The 16,676-nt window shown below is 41.5% G+C and carries 15 protein-coding genes; 1 reads left to right on the forward strand and 14 read right to left on the reverse strand.

The window, feature by feature from the left end; all coding sequences use genetic code 11:
* Positions 1–47: 47 nt before the first annotated feature.
* From QNN06_RS15125 to QNN06_RS15140, 4 genes are all read right to left on the reverse strand, one after another.
* Positions 48–536, reverse strand: coding sequence for a PaaI family thioesterase (locus QNN06_RS15125; RefSeq protein WP_213115577.1), 489 nt, complete (start codon positions 534–536; stop codon positions 48–50).
* A 12-nt stretch (positions 537–548) separates the two neighbouring features.
* Entirely contained in the window at positions 549–1,700 is a 1,152-nt protein-coding gene (locus QNN06_RS15130; protein ID WP_284037831.1) for a lactate 2-monooxygenase, read from the reverse strand.
* A 211-nt stretch (positions 1,701–1,911) separates the two neighbouring features.
* A complete protein-coding gene (locus QNN06_RS15135) occupies positions 1,912–2,601 on the reverse strand; it encodes an LrgB family protein (RefSeq protein WP_213115575.1) in 690 nt (229 codons plus the stop codon).
* Positions 2,585–2,962 (reverse strand): CidA/LrgA family protein, encoded by a 378-nt coding sequence (locus tag QNN06_RS15140; RefSeq protein ID WP_213115574.1) that lies wholly within the window; start codon positions 2,960–2,962, stop codon positions 2,585–2,587. The genes QNN06_RS15135 and QNN06_RS15140 overlap by 17 nt, the downstream gene beginning before the upstream one ends.
* 251 nt (positions 2,963–3,213) lie before the next feature.
* On the opposite strand from QNN06_RS15140, the gene pepF reads away from it, so the two are divergent.
* Positions 3,214–5,031, forward strand: coding sequence for an oligoendopeptidase F (gene pepF, locus QNN06_RS15145; RefSeq protein WP_284037832.1), 1,818 nt, complete (start codon positions 3,214–3,216; stop codon positions 5,029–5,031).
* Positions 5,032–5,378: 347 nt separating this feature from the next.
* On the opposite strand, the gene QNN06_RS15150 is transcribed toward pepF, so the two are convergent.
* The 10 genes from QNN06_RS15150 to QNN06_RS15195 form a co-directional block, all read right to left on the reverse strand.
* Entirely contained in the window at positions 5,379–7,130 is a 1,752-nt protein-coding gene (locus QNN06_RS15150) for a bifunctional metallophosphatase/5'-nucleotidase (protein WP_284037833.1), read from the reverse strand.
* A gap of 147 nt (positions 7,131–7,277) precedes the next feature.
* Complete coding sequence (locus tag QNN06_RS15155) at positions 7,278–8,273, reverse strand: VanW family protein (RefSeq protein ID WP_284037834.1); 996 nt, start codon at positions 8,271–8,273, stop codon at positions 7,278–7,280.
* Between the two features lie 315 nt (positions 8,274–8,588).
* A complete protein-coding gene (locus QNN06_RS15160) occupies positions 8,589–9,518 on the reverse strand; it encodes a thermonuclease family protein (RefSeq protein ID WP_249366380.1) in 930 nt (309 codons plus the stop codon).
* 157 nt (positions 9,519–9,675) lie between these two features.
* Positions 9,676–10,662 (reverse strand): proline dehydrogenase family protein, encoded by a 987-nt coding sequence (locus QNN06_RS15165; protein WP_213115570.1) that lies wholly within the window; start codon positions 10,660–10,662, stop codon positions 9,676–9,678.
* A gap of 97 nt (positions 10,663–10,759) precedes the next feature.
* Positions 10,760–11,209 carry a hypothetical protein gene (locus QNN06_RS15170; protein ID WP_217034692.1) on the reverse strand — a complete coding sequence of 150 codons (450 nt, stop codon included), beginning with the start codon at positions 11,207–11,209 and terminating at the stop codon, positions 10,760–10,762.
* Between the two features lie 124 nt (positions 11,210–11,333).
* Positions 11,334–12,272: an NAD-dependent epimerase/dehydratase family protein gene (locus tag QNN06_RS15175; protein WP_217034694.1), complete on the reverse strand. Its 939-nt coding sequence runs from the start codon at positions 12,270–12,272 to the stop codon at positions 11,334–11,336.
* A gap of 83 nt (positions 12,273–12,355) precedes the next feature.
* Positions 12,356–13,423, reverse strand: a complete 1,068-nt coding sequence (locus QNN06_RS15180; RefSeq protein ID WP_284037835.1) for a phosphotransferase — start codon at positions 13,421–13,423, stop codon at positions 12,356–12,358.
* 29 nt (positions 13,424–13,452) lie between these two features.
* On the reverse strand, positions 13,453–14,631 hold the full coding sequence (locus QNN06_RS15185) for a carboxylate--amine ligase (protein ID WP_284037836.1): 1,179 nt from the start codon (positions 14,629–14,631) through the stop codon (positions 13,453–13,455).
* Between the two features lie 14 nt (positions 14,632–14,645).
* The gene (locus QNN06_RS15190; RefSeq protein ID WP_284037837.1) at positions 14,646–15,941 is read right to left on the reverse strand and encodes a glycosyltransferase family 4 protein; all 1,296 of its coding nucleotides are present in this window, start codon (positions 15,939–15,941) and stop codon (positions 14,646–14,648) included.
* Positions 15,938–16,594, reverse strand: coding sequence for a PIG-L deacetylase family protein (locus tag QNN06_RS15195; protein ID WP_213115564.1), 657 nt, complete (start codon positions 16,592–16,594; stop codon positions 15,938–15,940). The genes QNN06_RS15190 and QNN06_RS15195 overlap by 4 nt, the downstream gene beginning before the upstream one ends.
* Positions 16,595–16,676: the final 82 nt, after the last annotated feature.

The following is a 16,676-nucleotide window of genomic DNA, read 5'->3' on the forward strand; positions in this document are numbered from 1 at the left end:
AAAGCAGTCCTATCAACCCTGTTTGGTCAATGGACTGCTTTTCTTCATTATTCTCCCTTTTGTACAAACGTGCTTGGCATGACAACTGCGACAACTTCTCCTTTTGCGCAAAGAGTCTCAGCCGCATACACTTCGGTTGTCACTTTAAATTTTTTAGGGTGAATTTCCTCCACTATGCCTACCGCTTTTAATGGTATGCCATGGGGAGTTGGCTTCATAAAATTGACATTTAAGGATGCTGTGACAAAACGAGGCGGTTCAGCCCCTTCCCCAGGTTCATGACCATTTTTCCGGTGCAGGACCAGAGCCGCTGAACCCGTACCATGACAATCTATTAAGGAAGCAACAAGCCCTCCATAAACAAAACCCGGCAGCGCTAAATGATCAGGTTTGGGGGTATAGATGGTGACTGTTTTTTCTCCGTTCCAGCCGGTCCGAAAGTGATGACCTGCTTCATTTAATCTTCCGCAGCCATAGCACCAGGCAAAATCAGCCGGATATTCGTCTTGAATTGCGTTTAACACCAATTCCTCCATTTTACTTGCCCCCTAAGCTCTTTTTAACAAATCTCTATTTAATTCGGAAACAGTGCGTTTACCAGATAAAGCAAGTGTGAGGTCAAAATCAGCAAGCAGATTTCTTAAAACTTGTTTAACCCCTTCTTCACCCGCCAAGGCCAATCCGTACATATATGGACGCCCGACCAGCACTGCTTTCGCTCCTATTGCCAAAGCTTTTAAAATATCTGAGCCTCGTCGAATTCCGCTATCCATCAGGATAGGAATGTCTCCCTTTACAGCATCGACAATTTCCGGTAACGCCTCGATTGCCGCAATGGCACCGTCGACCTGCCGTCCGCCGTGATTGCTGACGATGATTCCATCTACTCCATGTTCTACTGCAAGCCTTGCGTCCTCAGGATGTAATATTCCTTTTAGTAGAATTGGTAAGGAGGTTTGAGCTTTAATAAATTCAAGGTCCTCCCATGTTAAAGTCGGATTGCCGAAAACCCTTGCCCACAGCATGATAGCCGCTTGTAAATCCTCTTGTGGAGATTTGTCTAGTCTTGAACAGAATACGGGGTCTTCTAAATAATTGCCGATTCCCTGAGCTTCCAGGAATGGCAGATAGGCATTCTCAATATCCTTTTCGCGCCATGCCATCATCGGTGTGTCCAAGGTGATGACGATCGCATCATAACCAGCTGCTTCCGCCCTTTTCACCATACTCGCTGCAATTTCCCTATCTTTACTCCAATATAATTGATACCAGCGGGGAGCTTGTCCCATCTCGCCAGCTATTTTTTCCAAACTGTATGTAGAGGCTGTACTTGCAATGAACGGAACATCCATTGCCGCCGCTGCACGTGCGGTTGCGAGTTCACCTTCCGGATGGACAATAGACTGTACTCCAACCGGAGCCAATAAAACGGGATAGGCGTATTTTCTTCCAAAAAGCTCAATGCTTAAATTCCTGGAGGATGTATCGCAAAGCATTCTAGGGACAATTTGCCACTTTTCAAACGCCTTGTTATTTTGCTTTGCAGTGATTTCGGCACCTGCTGAAGCAGCCACATAATAATACGGCTTATTTTCTAGCTTTTCCTTAGCCTTTGCCTCTAGCTCTTCGTAGGATACTGGAATGATATTTTTCTCGTGCTGCTGATAAACCTTAAATTGGACATGATTACCGAAACTCATTTTTACTTCCTCCCCTATGAATTTTTTCTTAAATACTTTTTTTAAATAATGTTTATCGAAAACGTTTACAATGTCATGATATCATTGGAAAAATAGCTTGGTCAACGAGTTGACAAAATATTATAAAAACATTTTTTTATTTTTAATGGAAATAGAAAAAGAAGGAAGTTGAGTATCTTCCTTCTTTAATATTACAAAGTGTCAATCTTTTTCAGTAAATATAAAGGATTAAAGGGGCGAATACAGACATAATGATGGCAGCGGTAATCATAGCAATGCTTCCCATAGCACCTTCGAGTTCTCCCCACTCAAATGCCCTCTTGGCCCCGATTGCTTGCGCAGAAGTTCCCAATGCCAAGCCTTTGGCAATTCCACTTTTGATACGTGCGTACTTTAACATAGAAGGCCCAATAGTAAGGGATAAAATACCGGAAAACAGAACAAACATCAATGTTAGTGAAGAGCTTGCTCCAACCGATTGCGAAATAGAAAGTGCAATGGGTGCAGTAACTGATTTTGGAATGAGGGTAATCATTATTTCCCTATTTACATGGAGCAATTTGGTCAAAAACACAACCGTCGCCACACCCGTTATTGTACCTGACAGGACCGCCCAAAGAATGACCAAAAAATATTTTTTTATTAGCTTGATATGTTTGTATAAAGGAACAGCCAATGAAACAGTGGCTGTTCCCAAAAGCAGGGAGAACACCCCAGAACCAGAAGTATAATCCTTCATATTTAAGTGGAACAACGAAATCATCGAAATGATGAAAACTGTAACGGTATATAAAGGGTTTAACCACGGCTTTTGATATCTCTTAAAAACTTTCAATCCGATTAGGTAGCTGATTACCGTGACAGCGGTACATAAAAGGATGCTTTCAATCATTTTTTCCATTTTGCCTCCCCTTCTTTGTTTTGATTTCGAAAAACTCTGCCATTCCCGCCGTAACAAGCAATACTGAGATGCTGCTGGCTGCGAGTATAGCAGTCAGTTTTAATCCTTCGATCCGAAAGATACCAGTATAGTGCCACACCCCGACAGCAAAAGGAATAAAAAGAAGTGTAATATGTTTGATATGGAGCTGTGCTATAGCTTCGACCCACTTGAGTTTACAGACCTTTAATGTCAAACCGAGGAATAAAAGGGCCATTCCGACTATGCTTCCAGGAACAGGAAGATCAAGCCAGCGCACCAATCCATTTCCAATCAGATAAATCAAAAGGATTGTGATGAATTGAACAAAATATCTAACCATCGGTTCCCACCCTCCTGTCAGCTCATTTTTATGTTTAACGAGCAGGAATCGTTTTAATAATGCTAGTATGGCATACAGTGAAGGAACATTCTGCAAATTTGTAAGGTTTTCTAACACTGAAATTTAAATCAAAGCTGATGTTTGTGAGATATCCTAACTTTTTCTATAAAATAAAGTTGACTAAATTTTTAGGTAAATCAAATCATATGATAAAATTTAGGGAAGCTAAATATTTTAGGGGGAATACATGTATGGATAAAACAATCGAAAAACGGCTAAGCAGGTCCGAAGTACCCGAGGATTTCACTTGGAATCTCATTGATTTATTCCCATCTTTAGAGGCATGGGAAGCAGAGTTAGACATAATAGATAAAGAGATTGCCTTCTTCGATCAGTATAAGGGTACTTTACATACAAGTTCTAAAGCCTTGCTGGATTGCCTGTCGGCACAGGAACAGCATTCGATGCGGATTATCAAAGCTTGGACATATGTGAACTTAAAGCAATCGGCAGACGGCTCAGATCCGGAAAACCAAGCCAACTCCGCAAAATTTGCTTTATTACGGACAAAGAGTATTGCTGCTCTATCGTTTATCAATTCGGAAATCCTTGATTTTGAAGAAGGAACCCTTGAAAAGTTTTTTCAGGAAGAGCCTAGGTTAGAACCATTCACGAAGAATTTAGATGAGCTTTTAAATACAAAAAAACATCGGCTTTCCCCTGAAACAGAAGAAGCACTTGCCGCACTTGGGGACGTTCATGGTGCCCCCTACCAAATCTATCAAATGACAAAATTGGCGGATATGGACTTTGCGGCAATTCAAGATTCAAACGGAAAGGAACTGCCGGTCTCCTTTGCCCTTTTTGAAAGCCGTTATGAGTTTTCGGAAGATACTGATGTTCGTCGTAAAGCCTATAAGTCTTTTGTTTCGACGCTTAAACAGTACACGAATACAATGGCAGCTACCTATTCGACAGAGGTGAAAAAGCAAGTTACACTTGCCCGCTTACGCAATTATGAATCTGTCACTCACATGCTCCTGGAGCCTCAGCAGGTTTCACTTGGAATGTATAACAATCAGATTGATATCATTTTTAAAGAATTGGCTCCGCACATGCGCAGATTTGCCCTTTTGAAGAAGAAAGTCTTGGGTCTTGATGAAATGCTTTTCTGTAATTTGAAAGCACCTCTTGATCCGGATTTCAATCCAAGTACCACCTTTGAAGAAGCCAGCCAGGTAATCTTGGAATCTTTGAAAGTCATGGGACCTGAATACTGTGAAGTAATTGAAAAAGGTTTTAAAGAAAGATGGGTCGACCGGGCGGACAATAAAGGCAAATCAACCGGGGCCTTCTGTTCAAGTCCTTACGGGGCACATCCGTATATCCTGATTACTTGGCAGGATAACATGCGCGGCTGTTTTACCCTCGCCCATGAGTTCGGCCATGCGGGACATTTCTATTTGGCGAATAAGAATCAACGAATCATGAATGTCCGTCCTTCGATGTACTTTGTTGAGGCTCCTTCAACCATGAATGAAATGCTGTTGGGTCAGCATTTACTGGCTAAGTACAAGGATGATAAGCAGATGCGCCGCTGGGTTATTTTGCAGTTATTAGGAACCTACTATCATAATTTTGTCACTCACCTGCTCGAGGCTGAGTATCAACGTAGAGTGTATGACTTGGCCGAAGAAGGCAAGGCATTGACTGCGAAAACATTAACAGAAGTAACTGGCACTGTTCTTTCCGAGTTCTGGGGAGACACGGTGGTGATTGATGAAGGTGCCCGCATGACCTGGATGCGCCAGCCGCACTATTATATGGGCTTATATCCGTACACCTACTCCGCGGGTCTGACTGTTTCCACGGCCATGGCGCAGATTATCCAGGAAGAAGGCCAGCCTGCAGTCGACAGATGGCTCGAAGTCCTTCGCGCTGGCGGAACCATGAAACCGTTAGAACTGATTAAACACGCTGGCATCGACATGTCTAGCCCGGAACCAATCAAGAAAGCGGTAGCTTATGTTGGGTCACTAATCGAGGAACTTGAGCGGTCTTACGAATAAAAGGTAGGTGTCAGGCTCTGCATAAAGACAAAAAGGCAAAATGTCCAAAAGGCCATTCCCCAGAATTGCGGGTCATAGTTTAGTGGCTCACGGTGATATAAATGCTTCCATACCATCAAAATTGCTCCTTTCCGGTGATGCCCTACTCGAACCAATCGGTGCCGGTCTTCAGGTAATGATGCCCGTGCATTAACGATCCATTTTGGCAATAATAACGTGATGAGATCAAATTTGAGTAAAATGGTTCTTAAAGTTTAAGAAACGGTTTTCAAGATAACGACTATTATGATTATGAAAGAAGGGCTTTGATTTTTAAATCAAAGCCCTTCTTAAACTGCAAGATTGTATTACTTTACCTTCTGAATCCTATTTTGGATGTTGTAGGTGAATGGTTTTGGCTGAGCTTGAATGTAATTCACCAGAACATCTAAATCAACCGGACCAATCTCTTTATTGGTAGCCCTAGTGAATTCAGTGAAACCGTCTCCTCCGCCAGATAGGAAGACGTTGGCCGCTACCGTATAGGAAGCATTAGGATCAAGTTCAGTTCCATCGGCATGCTTGATGCTTCCTACCCTTTGGCCTACAGGTTTCGCAGAATCCCAAGTATAGGTTAACCCGGAAATCTGCAGAATGGTCATTTTCGAGTCTGTCCATTGCTGGTTAAGCAAATTGCGAATTTGCTGCCCTGTCATTTCCATTTTCACCATATCATTATTAAATGGCTGAACAGTATAAACTTCGCCCCATGTGATATCTCCCGAATCAAAATCTGCGCGAATCCCGCCTGGATTCATAAATGCCATTTGCGTTCCTAGGGCCTGCTTTTGTGCATCGGCAATGAAATCACCTAGAACTGATTCACCATTTTCGTTTTGCTTGGCTGTTAGTGGTTCTGTCGTAGAACCAACGACACGGTTTACAATTGGTTCAATTTTTGATTCATATCCTTCAATCATTTGCTTTATTTCAGGATCTGGGTCAATCCCCTCCTGGAACGTTGTCACAATTTCAGCTCTTTTTGTGACAATATCCTTCGTCTTTGGATCAATCTCGATATCGACATCAGAAAAAGCCGTTCCATAAGAGTAGGCTTGAACTATTAACTTATTATCTATTGTGGCATTCATATATGCATGGTTATGTCCGCCAAAAATCACATCCACTTCGTCATCAACACGGTTTGCGATATCAACTAACTGGCCAGTTGGGTTTTCCCCATTTGGACCGGAAGTACCCGGATTATGTGCTAAAACAACGATTGCTTTGACACCTTGCTTTTTCAATTCTGCAACGTTTTTATTAATGGCTTCGACCTCATCAGTAAATTGCAAACCTGCTACACCGCTTGGTACCACAATGGTTGGAGTTTCCGTTGTGACAACGCCGATAAAGCCGATTGGCATTCCATTTACTTTCATGACTTGGTAAGGCGGCAAGATCGTTTTGCCTGTTTCTTTATTAATGACATTGGCGACTACCCAAGGGAATTTGGATCCTGCAAAATTGCCTGTTTTCGGATGAGTTCCCCCATGGATAAGACGAAGCAGTTCATTTACTCCTTCATCAAATTCATGGTTTCCAACAGTCCCAATATCAAAGCCCATTCGGTTTAAAAACTCAATTGTCGGTTCATCCTGTAAAAGCGCGGAAACGGGCGGGCTAGCTCCGACCATATCTCCTGCCTGGACAAGCAGGGTGTTTTTGTTTTCTGCCGCACGCTGCTTTAAATATGCTGCTAGATAATCAGCCCGTCCGACAGGTTTCCCGTTTACCTTACGGGTTACGTTTAACTGGCCATGCAAATCATTGATTCCTAAAAGCTGAATGGGAATATAGCGCTGACTCGGAGCAGGTGGCTTCGTTTTTTTCTGTTTTGTTTCCGGACGGTCTGAAATATGTCCATGATACTTTTCAGATAATCCTTGGTCGCCGTTTCCTCCTTGATTCTGTCTCGCTGTTTCAACACTATGTGTTTCAGAAATCAGTTCATGATGCTGGTGACCCTCCGTCCCTTGAGCGGAGACCTGTAAGTTTCCCGCCCAGCCTATCAAGGAAAGAACAATTACAAAAACGAACATTTTATTTATCCATTTCATTCCTTTCCCTCCTATATTTTACTAACAAACCATAGCTATTTTTCGCTTTGTATAGAAGGAATATGCATTTAAAAATTAACCAAATAAAAAAGTGGTGTCATACATCAATATCCAATATTGGATATAGATGTATGACACCACAAACACCTAATGTCCCTGTGCATAAATGGTTTGATAGGCTGCGGATGTTCTTATTTCAATGGTTAATTTTCCTTTTCCGTAAAGGGTTTTGATTAATAACGGCACTCCTGTAGTGTTTTGAAATTGAAAGTCTTTACCACCGTAGGAGACAGTGGCATCACGGCCAGGAGGGACATAGCCAACCGAAAGTGAATGGTGATTCCATTCAATATATTGCACACCTACTTTGTCAATTGCATTAAACAATGTTGAAGACGTTTGGCAGATACCACCGCCAATCCCATCGACCAGCTTTTTATTGACGATCTCCTTGGCGGGCTGATAGCCATGCGCAGCATCACTTGGCCCGACAGTTGTATTAAAGGAAAAAACATCTCCAGTACCAACAATCACATTATCAATTGCTTGACCTGATAGCTCGATATTCTTGGAGCGCCCCGCCACCCTACTGTCAAAGTAAGTCGAATAGGATGCCAATACTACTTCTCCCAAACCAGCAATTTCTTCAGGTTTATAGCCGCTTTCTGTCACATAAATCGGCAGATCCACATCCCCGCCTGCAACAGATGCAGTCATTATTTTTTCTACTAATTCTGATTCTTCAAGGATAATACGAGGTTTTCCTTTAATTAATTGACCATTAGCATCGATTTTATCGAGGACCATCTTCTGATCATATCCCGGTTTCGCTTCAGTTCCTCTTGCCAATTCCTTCGCCCATTTTTCAAGTTCTTTTTGATAGGCTTCTTTATTTGTTTCAAAGCCCATATCATTCGGCGAAAACGTTCTAATAATGGCCTTAGTATTTGGATCAATAACATTGACTGTAATAGGCTTTGGTTCTTCCTTCTGAGGTTTATCTTCTCCTGTTTTAGCAGGCTGTTTGGCCGGTTCTGTCACCTTTGGCCCAGTAGTCTCTTTGACCGATTTTTCAGAACAAGCGGCCAATCCTAGTAAACTACCAATTAAACAAATTGGCAAGACCCATTTCCACTTTCCCATTACGCAACTTCTCCCCTTGTCCTTTATCTAGTTGTCCTATCAACACCATACTTGAGACCCACTCAACTATCCTATTCAGGATTACATGTCAAAATGACTAGGTATTTCCATATCTGCTTCAAATGACCATAATAACCGAAAAAAATATGTAATCATAAAACAGGGATTATTATCCAGTCCTTTTTTATTATATATCAAAGGCATTGTCGATTTTTGTCCGTTTGTCTACTTAAAAATAAAAAAAGCCATCAAACGATGACTTTCATAATGAAACAGTTTTTATTTGGTAAACATGTATAATAATTAGAGCGAATCTTATTGCTCACACGCATAATTATCTTTATCCCGATCCATTTTCGCCTGATAGGCTGGATGGCCGGCAGGAACACCGTTTGGATACACCTTCCTCAATTCAGTGCAATTTTGGAAAACCTCAGATTTAGTCCCGGCTGAGGTGCTTGCATCCGTTCCACTCGATGAAGAACCTGAAGACGTGCTGCTCCCTGTTGAATAGGAACCGCTGCTTTTTGAAGTGGAACTTCCATCCAGATCACCCTTCGTCGTTCCATCTGCGCCATATGACCAAAGACCTTTATTTGCTTCCCGAGCTTCGCGGGCAAATTTTACAAAAAACTCGCTGTATTTAACATCCGGCGGATATGTGGATGGTTCCGCATATCCATTTAAGACCAAATCCGCGTTGAACATTTTGCTGCGAATTTCCGCTTCATCCATATCATTTGTTGGTACATCCATCCAGATAATCCGCAAATAGCGCCCATAGCGGTCGGTTGAGGATACATCCTTTTGCAGCCAAACCTGTTTTCCAGCTAGCTTTGATTTCGTATAATCACTGGCTTCTTTCCCGTAAACTTCATGTCTGGTCGTCGATTCCGGGGTGTTAACCCCAACAAAGCGAACTTTTCTTCCGTCTGAAGTGACTATTGTATCACCGTCCACGACCCTGCCGACAGTGACAAGTTCTAAGCCTAGACTTTTGGCAAGCTCCTCCTGACTTTGCTTAGGCTCAGCAACAGGCTCGCTATTATTCCCGGCTTCTGCTGGTTGCGCCGACTCTTTTACATCAGCTTCTGCTTTCTTTTCCGTTGTTTCCTTTGAAACCGTATCTACCTTTGTATTGTTGGTTTCCTTTGATGTAGGTTCGTTCGAACATGCTCCCAACAGCAATGAAGTGATGAGGGAAATGACAATAACCCAACTTGGGTTTCGTAAAAATCTTTCCAAAGCTTTTCTCTCCTTAATAAAAATTAACCGAACTATTCAACTAGATTACTATATCATTTTTCGTGATTAATTTCTTTGATTTTACTTATATTTACCATGTAAATACATGTATTAGCAAAAAAAACTCCCATTCGTGAAAATGGGAGTTTGAGGTTCATTATTTACGTTTATTATTATTGCCTCTTGTCACACGTCCTAAAATAAAGGCTCCAGCCGCAACACCAAGAATCGTGTTTGTTTTCTTATTGAATACTTGCTTCGCCACAAGATTTAAATTCTGCGGTCTTTCTGCCAGACGACGCATGAAATAGCCGTACCAGTCGTTGCCAAATGGGACATACGTACAGAAATTATAGCCTTCTTTTGCCAGCTTTAACTGCAGCTCTTTTCTAAAACCATACAGCATTTGGAATTCAAATTTATCGTTAGGAATATTGTTCCGTTTAACAAATTCCTTCACGTGATTGATGATTCGATGATCATGAGTGGCAATTGATGTAAATTTGCCGTTTAATAGATGCCATTCAATCAACTTGATATAGTTGGCATCAATATCCTTTTTGTCCTGATAGGCAATCTCTGCAGGCTCTTTATAGGCTCCTTTTACAAGGCGAATCCGATAGTTTTTATATTTTTCAAGGTAATCCATGGCATTATGGAAGTAGGCTTGGATAACCGTACCAACATTATCGTATTCCAAAGAAAGATCATCCAAAAGATCAAGCGTTGGCTGAAGATGCTTGAAATCTTCCATGTCAATATTGACAAACATGTTATATTGATTTGCCTTGTCGACAATCTCTCTGACATTGTTTAAGCAAAGACTATAATCAATATCTAACCCAAGTTGAGTCGGTTTTAGAGAGATATGTGCGTCGGCATTATTACTATGTATTGCTTCGATAACTTTAAGAATCTGTTCCCTAGCAGCTGCTGCCTCTTCTTCTTTGAATACAAACTCTCCCAAATTATCGACAGTGCAGGAGATTCCGTTGGCGTTGAGGTCCTTAATACTCTTTATTGCTTCCTCAATATTTGTTCCCGCAACAACACTTTGTGCTCCCATCTTCAAGCCGTACTTTTTGGCAGTACTATTAAGGAATTGATTTTGCGATAGACTCATAAAAATATCTTTTAACATCATGACTGCTCCCTTTTACTGATGTATTCAATTTACAAAAATATTATAGCATACGCTTTCAATAAAACTTATTTTGAGAAAATTCAAAATGAATCTAGGCTTATACCCAATTATCGTCACCGCTGTCCCAATTTCCTTGATCATAATCATCCTGATGGTCATCGTTGTCAGCATTGTCATAATCGTAATCCTGGTTTGGGTCATCCCCTAGCTCTTCCTGGAGCTGGTCAATTTCATCCTCTTGGATAATATTTTGGTCCATCAACTGCTGCATGATTTCATGGTCTTGCAGATGCTGCATGGCTTGAAATTGATCAAAGCCAATTCTACCCTGTTCAAAAAGATAGGTCAATAAAGCTCCTGCTGCCATGCCTCCTGCGAAGGTTCCAAAACGTCCAAAACCACCGCCTCCCGGAGGGTAATAATCCGGTCTGCCGTAGTAATTTCTGCGCGGAGGTTCCATGTTTTGTGGACGGTTGCGATTGGTTAACGGTCGAATAATCAAAAAGTATACTAATAAGATAATAATTATGATGCTTGTATAAATCATTTTCATCCCTGCCTTCAAATAGCTTAAGTCTGTCTGCCAATAGTATTACACTTAAATAATATTTTATTTTCCCGTAATTCTTATCGCTATAAAGTAAAAAAGCCCCCAGTTTAGGAGGCGATGTTCAGGCACCAAATGAACCTTTTTCATTGGTGTTCAAGTAATAATTTAGTGTTTCCGTTAGACCGCTTTGAAGATCATATTTTGGCTCCCAGTCCAAAAATGACTTAGCTTTGGAGTTGTTAAGGCGGCTGTGGTGGATATCTCCACTGCGGGCTTGCGTGTAGATTGGGTGGATGTTTTTATAAGAAAGCTTGGAGATAGATTGATAGAGTTCATTAATGCTAGTTTTTGTATTGCAGCCAATATTAAAGGTTTCATTCGTACCGCTATTAAGCGAAAGTACATTAGCCTCGCCAACATCTTTCACGAAGACGAAATCTCTAGTCTGCTCCCCGTCGCCATAAATAAAGGGCGGAATTCCCTGAAGGACCTTTTGCGCAAAAATCGAAATGACCCCGCCTTCCCCTTTTGTGCTTTGCCGGGGTCCGTACACATTTGCATATCTCAATATCGTATATGGAAGTTGATGCAAACTGTTAAAGGCTTTGATATACATTTCTGAGGAATACTTGGAAATCCCATAATAGGATAAAGGATTAACAGGGAATGTCTCATCTATACTTACATCATCCTGTTTTCCATAGACAGCACAGCTAGAGGAAAAGATAAATTTCTTCACATCAAATCGCTGGCTATTGGCCAAAAGTTGAATCGTTCCTAGAATATTTTGTCTCGCGTCCCCCGCCGGATCTTGAATTGAATAGGCCACATCCACCTGTGCTGCAAGGTGGATAACCGCATCCGGCCGTTCCTTTGCAAAAACAGTCTCGATCTTTGGCGTGGTTATATCTACCTTGTAAAAGGGGACATCCTTTTCAACAAACTCAAGACTACCTGTACATAAATTATCGGCCACAACAGGATCATGGCCGGACTTTACTAAATTTTGCACAACATGCGAACCGATAAACCCCGCTCCACCTGTTACCAGCACCTTCATTTATACTCACTGCTATCCAGTTCGGCGAGACTGCCCTGCTTCTTTCTCATAAAAAACGATCCCCCTTACTTTCAATAAAAAGCCTAATATAAATCGAGCTCCTTACCCCAAACCACGATTTTCTCCAGGTATCTTTTTAAAAGGAGGCTCTTTTCTCCGTTTAACACCCTTCGTAAATGATTAAGCAATCTTTTTTCCAAAACCCGTTGCAAATAATTCATTTTTAAAAGTTTAACAGGATCTTCTTTAAAGACAATTCCGTACTTTGCCATTTCCTTGTTGTAAATGTCTACACATCGGCTGCGAATGTCATCCTCCTTCTTTTGCCAATCGCCGCGGAAATCAATAAGTAGTTCAACAAGTACAACAAGATCATACCAGCAAGGTGCGTATTTGGCAGATTCCCAATCAATCAATTGAACAGGCCAATTGTGTTCATCACTCGTGTCTTGACAGCAAATATTGTGAATATGAAGATCACCGTGGATGAGGCACTGCCCCGCTTCAATGACTTCCGGGAAAAATATTGGCCCCTTTCCCAAAATGACTTTAATGATATCATAGGCAGGTTCTACCACTTTCCTTAAATCTGGATCCTGCATGGCTAAATCAAGGTATTCCTTTGTTTTTTCTATATGCTGGATCCTCTCCGCAGTCAACTCCTTAGACTCATAACGGGGAAGCCATGAATCAAATAACGTCGCCTGCTTATCCGAAAGACGGTTTTTAAAAGTAAGGGCATGAAATTTAGCTACCGTTGGAATCATCCGTTCCAGATGATAAGGTCTCAGCTTAATCTGCCCCCGAACGGGCTCCAAGCATTCAGTAAATAGCCAGAATTCACCATTCTTTACATCAGACTCTAGCCAGATCATTTTCGGCATCATTTCCTGAAAAACTGGATAAGCCTTACGATACATATTCATTTCTACTAGGTGGTTTTCTTTTAGCGGTTGCTGAAAAATTTTCAAGATGACAGGAACGGTTTCTGATCCAGAATTTAAGGTTAGTTTCCAAACGCTAGTTTTATCTCGTGAATTTTTCAAACATTCTATTTCGCTTAAGGTGACGGGTTTTTGAAGAACGCCCGCAAACTTTTCTTCCCAGCCATAGTGCTTCCATTGGCTGTTAATTTCTTTCTTACTGGTCAAAGGAAAAATCCCCCTTTGATACAAATTTTTTAATGCCTGCCCCATAAATTTCGAAGATGCGAGACGAAGCTGCGAATAAACGGAAGCGGATCGTCCCACCTGAACAGCGCTTCGACTTTTTTCCCAGAAAGCCCCTTCAGCCACTGGAAAAATGTCGTCTCGCCAAGTCTTTTCCTTTGCCGGTAAGACAAGAAATCACGAACAAAGTAGACCCATTTGATTCCATCTTTCTGCACTACGACCGGATCCGGATTTTGATTCGTGAGTGATAAATAATATAAATATGCTAAATCAACGCCGCAAGCAATCGATAAGCCTTGAGTCAAGCCAATCCTTGGGTTAATTTCGATGAATTTAAACTTTCCGTCTCTAGGATCCTTCTTAAACTCAGCAATTGCCAATCCCTTCATTTCAATTGACTTTAGAAATGGTACAGCAAGCTCGATGACTTCTTCCTCCCTTTTGCTGACGACCAGTGCCGAAGAGCCAAAGTGCGGCGGAAATTGATGGAGCTTTTGATTCATCCACAGACCCTTTAAATCCATCTTCTTATCAAAAAAGGTTTTAACGGAGAAAATGGCATTCTCTTCACCTGGTATGGCTTCTTGAATCATTAGCTCTCCATATTGACGATAAAAAAGATATTCCTCTTGTAGCTGAGCGGCATCTTCAATCAAGATGGCTTTTTTATACAGCTTGTGGTCAATATTAGAGCGAAAATGAGAGGAATGGACAGGCTTTAAAATACAGGGGAAGATCAGTTGACCGATAATTTGATCTAGCTGATGCTCGTCGTTTACGATAAAAGTCTTTGGACAGGGAACGCAGTATTTAACGGCTAATTCATAGGTGAGTCGTTTATCGAGGACTGCTTCGATAAGAGCGTGCTCTGGCAATAAAAAACGATAATATTGCGATAAAACGTATCTATTTTTTGAAATAAAATGAACATAATCATCTGAGCCTGCTAACATGACCGCTTTCTGCGGAAAGTTATGACCAACTTGGCAGAGAAAATAGAGCAGCTCCTCTTCTTCGGTTACCGGATTTGGACAGGCGCCGCAAATGGCATGCCGCGTTTTACCAATTTTGTATTTTCCTAAAGTATCAAACGCGTAAACCTTAATTCCTTTTTGTGCCAGGCTTCTGACGATACCGATTCCGGTGGCACTCATATCAAGTACGACGGCAGGGATATCGTGATGCACACGTTTCCCTCCTTTCATAATAAAGATTGATAGATTTCAGCTATCTTTTGAGCCATATAATTCACAGTTAAATGTTTTTTCGCATATTTCTGTGCCTGTGTTGCTAATTTTTTCCTTAAATCCTGTTTCTTTACGAGCCTGAGGAGCTTTTTCGCGAGCTGTTTGGAATTGGCGGGCTCTGCAATCAGTCCGGAATAATCATCTCGGATGATCTCCGGAATACCTCCGCAATCAGTTGTAATTATGGCCTGCTTGGCGAACATTGCTTCAATGACAGAAATCGGCAGAGTATCACTTGTCGTTGGCAGGACAAAGATATCGGATTCGCTTAATAATGCTGGAATATCAGTCCTCTTTCCTAAAAATCTAACATTCGCTAGTTGAAGTTCCTGAACCTGCTTCTCGAGTTCCTCCCGCATCTCCCCGTCACCGACAATGCGGACTTCTACATTACCTAGTTTTTTTTTAAGAAGGGCAAGGGCCTCGAATAAATATTTATGGCCCTTGCGCGGGCGAAGACGAGAAACACAGGTAATCACAACGCTATCCTCCTGCTTCGCCGCTTTCACTCTTTCAAATTGGATACCCGTATAAACGGTTGTCATCTTTTCGTTTTGAGCTCCTAGATTTTTCAGAAGAGGCTTGAAAACTTCGCATAAGATGACGATATGGCTGGCATTGATTACGGCTTGTCTATCAATTTCAGAAAAGTAGAATTCCTCTACCGACCCTTTTTCAATTAGATTGAACTTAAGACGGCGTTGGGTCATGAATCCATGAGGAGTGAATAAGTGAGGTTTGTTATAGTGCTGATTTAATTTTGCCATCACCAGTGCAGTGAATCGATCTTGCGAATGAATAATATCGTATTCTTGTAAATCCACCCTTTTTGCCAAAGCTTCATAAACAGATAAATCACAATAATTTCTTAAAATTTTTTGATTATAACTCCCGTAACGGTTAATAAAAAATTGTTTTGCATTTTCGGTAATCACTGACCGAAGCTTTTTCACTTCATCTCTTGGAAATTGATTCGGGCTCAAAACATCAACCTGGTGACCCAAATCCTCAAGCCCGATCTTCAAGGCCGCAATATAATTCTGCAAGCCCCCCACTATCGGATAATCCCAAAAAGTTGTAATCAAAATACGCAATTTATATTTTTGAGAACTTATGGATGAAGGTGCTTGACACCTTTTCCTATTATCCTCCAATTGTTCCGTTAATCCATAATATTTGTCCATTTGGGAGATGAGCTGCGGGAATAAGATTTGTGTGGAGGTTTGGTCTTTTTTTTGTTCTTCAGTCACTTCCATACCCTCCTGATGATTTCAAATGCTTCGGCATATTCGACACCGACCGTCATCCCGCGGATTCGAGCCAAATAGGTGACTCCCTCATAAGAACGTGGATGCGGATAAGGGCGCATTTCAACATCATAATGCTTTAGGGCACTGATTTTATCATCAATGGTATCGGATATATCGACAAAATAATTAGGTTTGAATTCCTTGTCATTTGTGTGCTGACTCCACTCGCTCGAGGAAACTGTTTCGAAGCAGAGAATCTCTATCGGTCGCCTGCCGGGCAGCGGTCGGGCTGCCGTAAGGACCGCTTGAAACAGAACCTGATGATCTCGGTTTAGGTCGCCATAATGATGGGTAAAAATCATGCATGGGTCATATTGGGCGATTAGTTTTTCCACTTCCTTATTAAGTTCGTGCAAGGGCATCATTTCTAATAACAGGTTCGGCATTTCTAAAAAAACGCTTTCTTCCACCCCTAGTTGTTCGTTTGCTTGTTGCATAAAGGGCTTGATATGATTCTCCTCTTCCTTCCTACCTTTTGCTGCAACAACGGTCACAACCTTATAGTCGTGATTGATTAATTTTTTTATGGTTCCGCCGATTCCGAGGATTTCATCATCCGGGTGTGCAGCAACCACGAGAACTGTCTGATTCACTTTTCCACCTCACCTGATAAAAAATGGTTTCTTGTAATTATATGTTAAAAGTGTATTAGGGACATGGACACCCGTTCAGGAA

Origin of the sequence: Neobacillus sp. 114, from assembly GCF_030127045.1 — a bacterium.
Classification (GTDB): Bacteria; Bacillota; Bacilli; order Bacillales; family Cytobacillaceae; genus Neobacillus; species Neobacillus rhizophilus.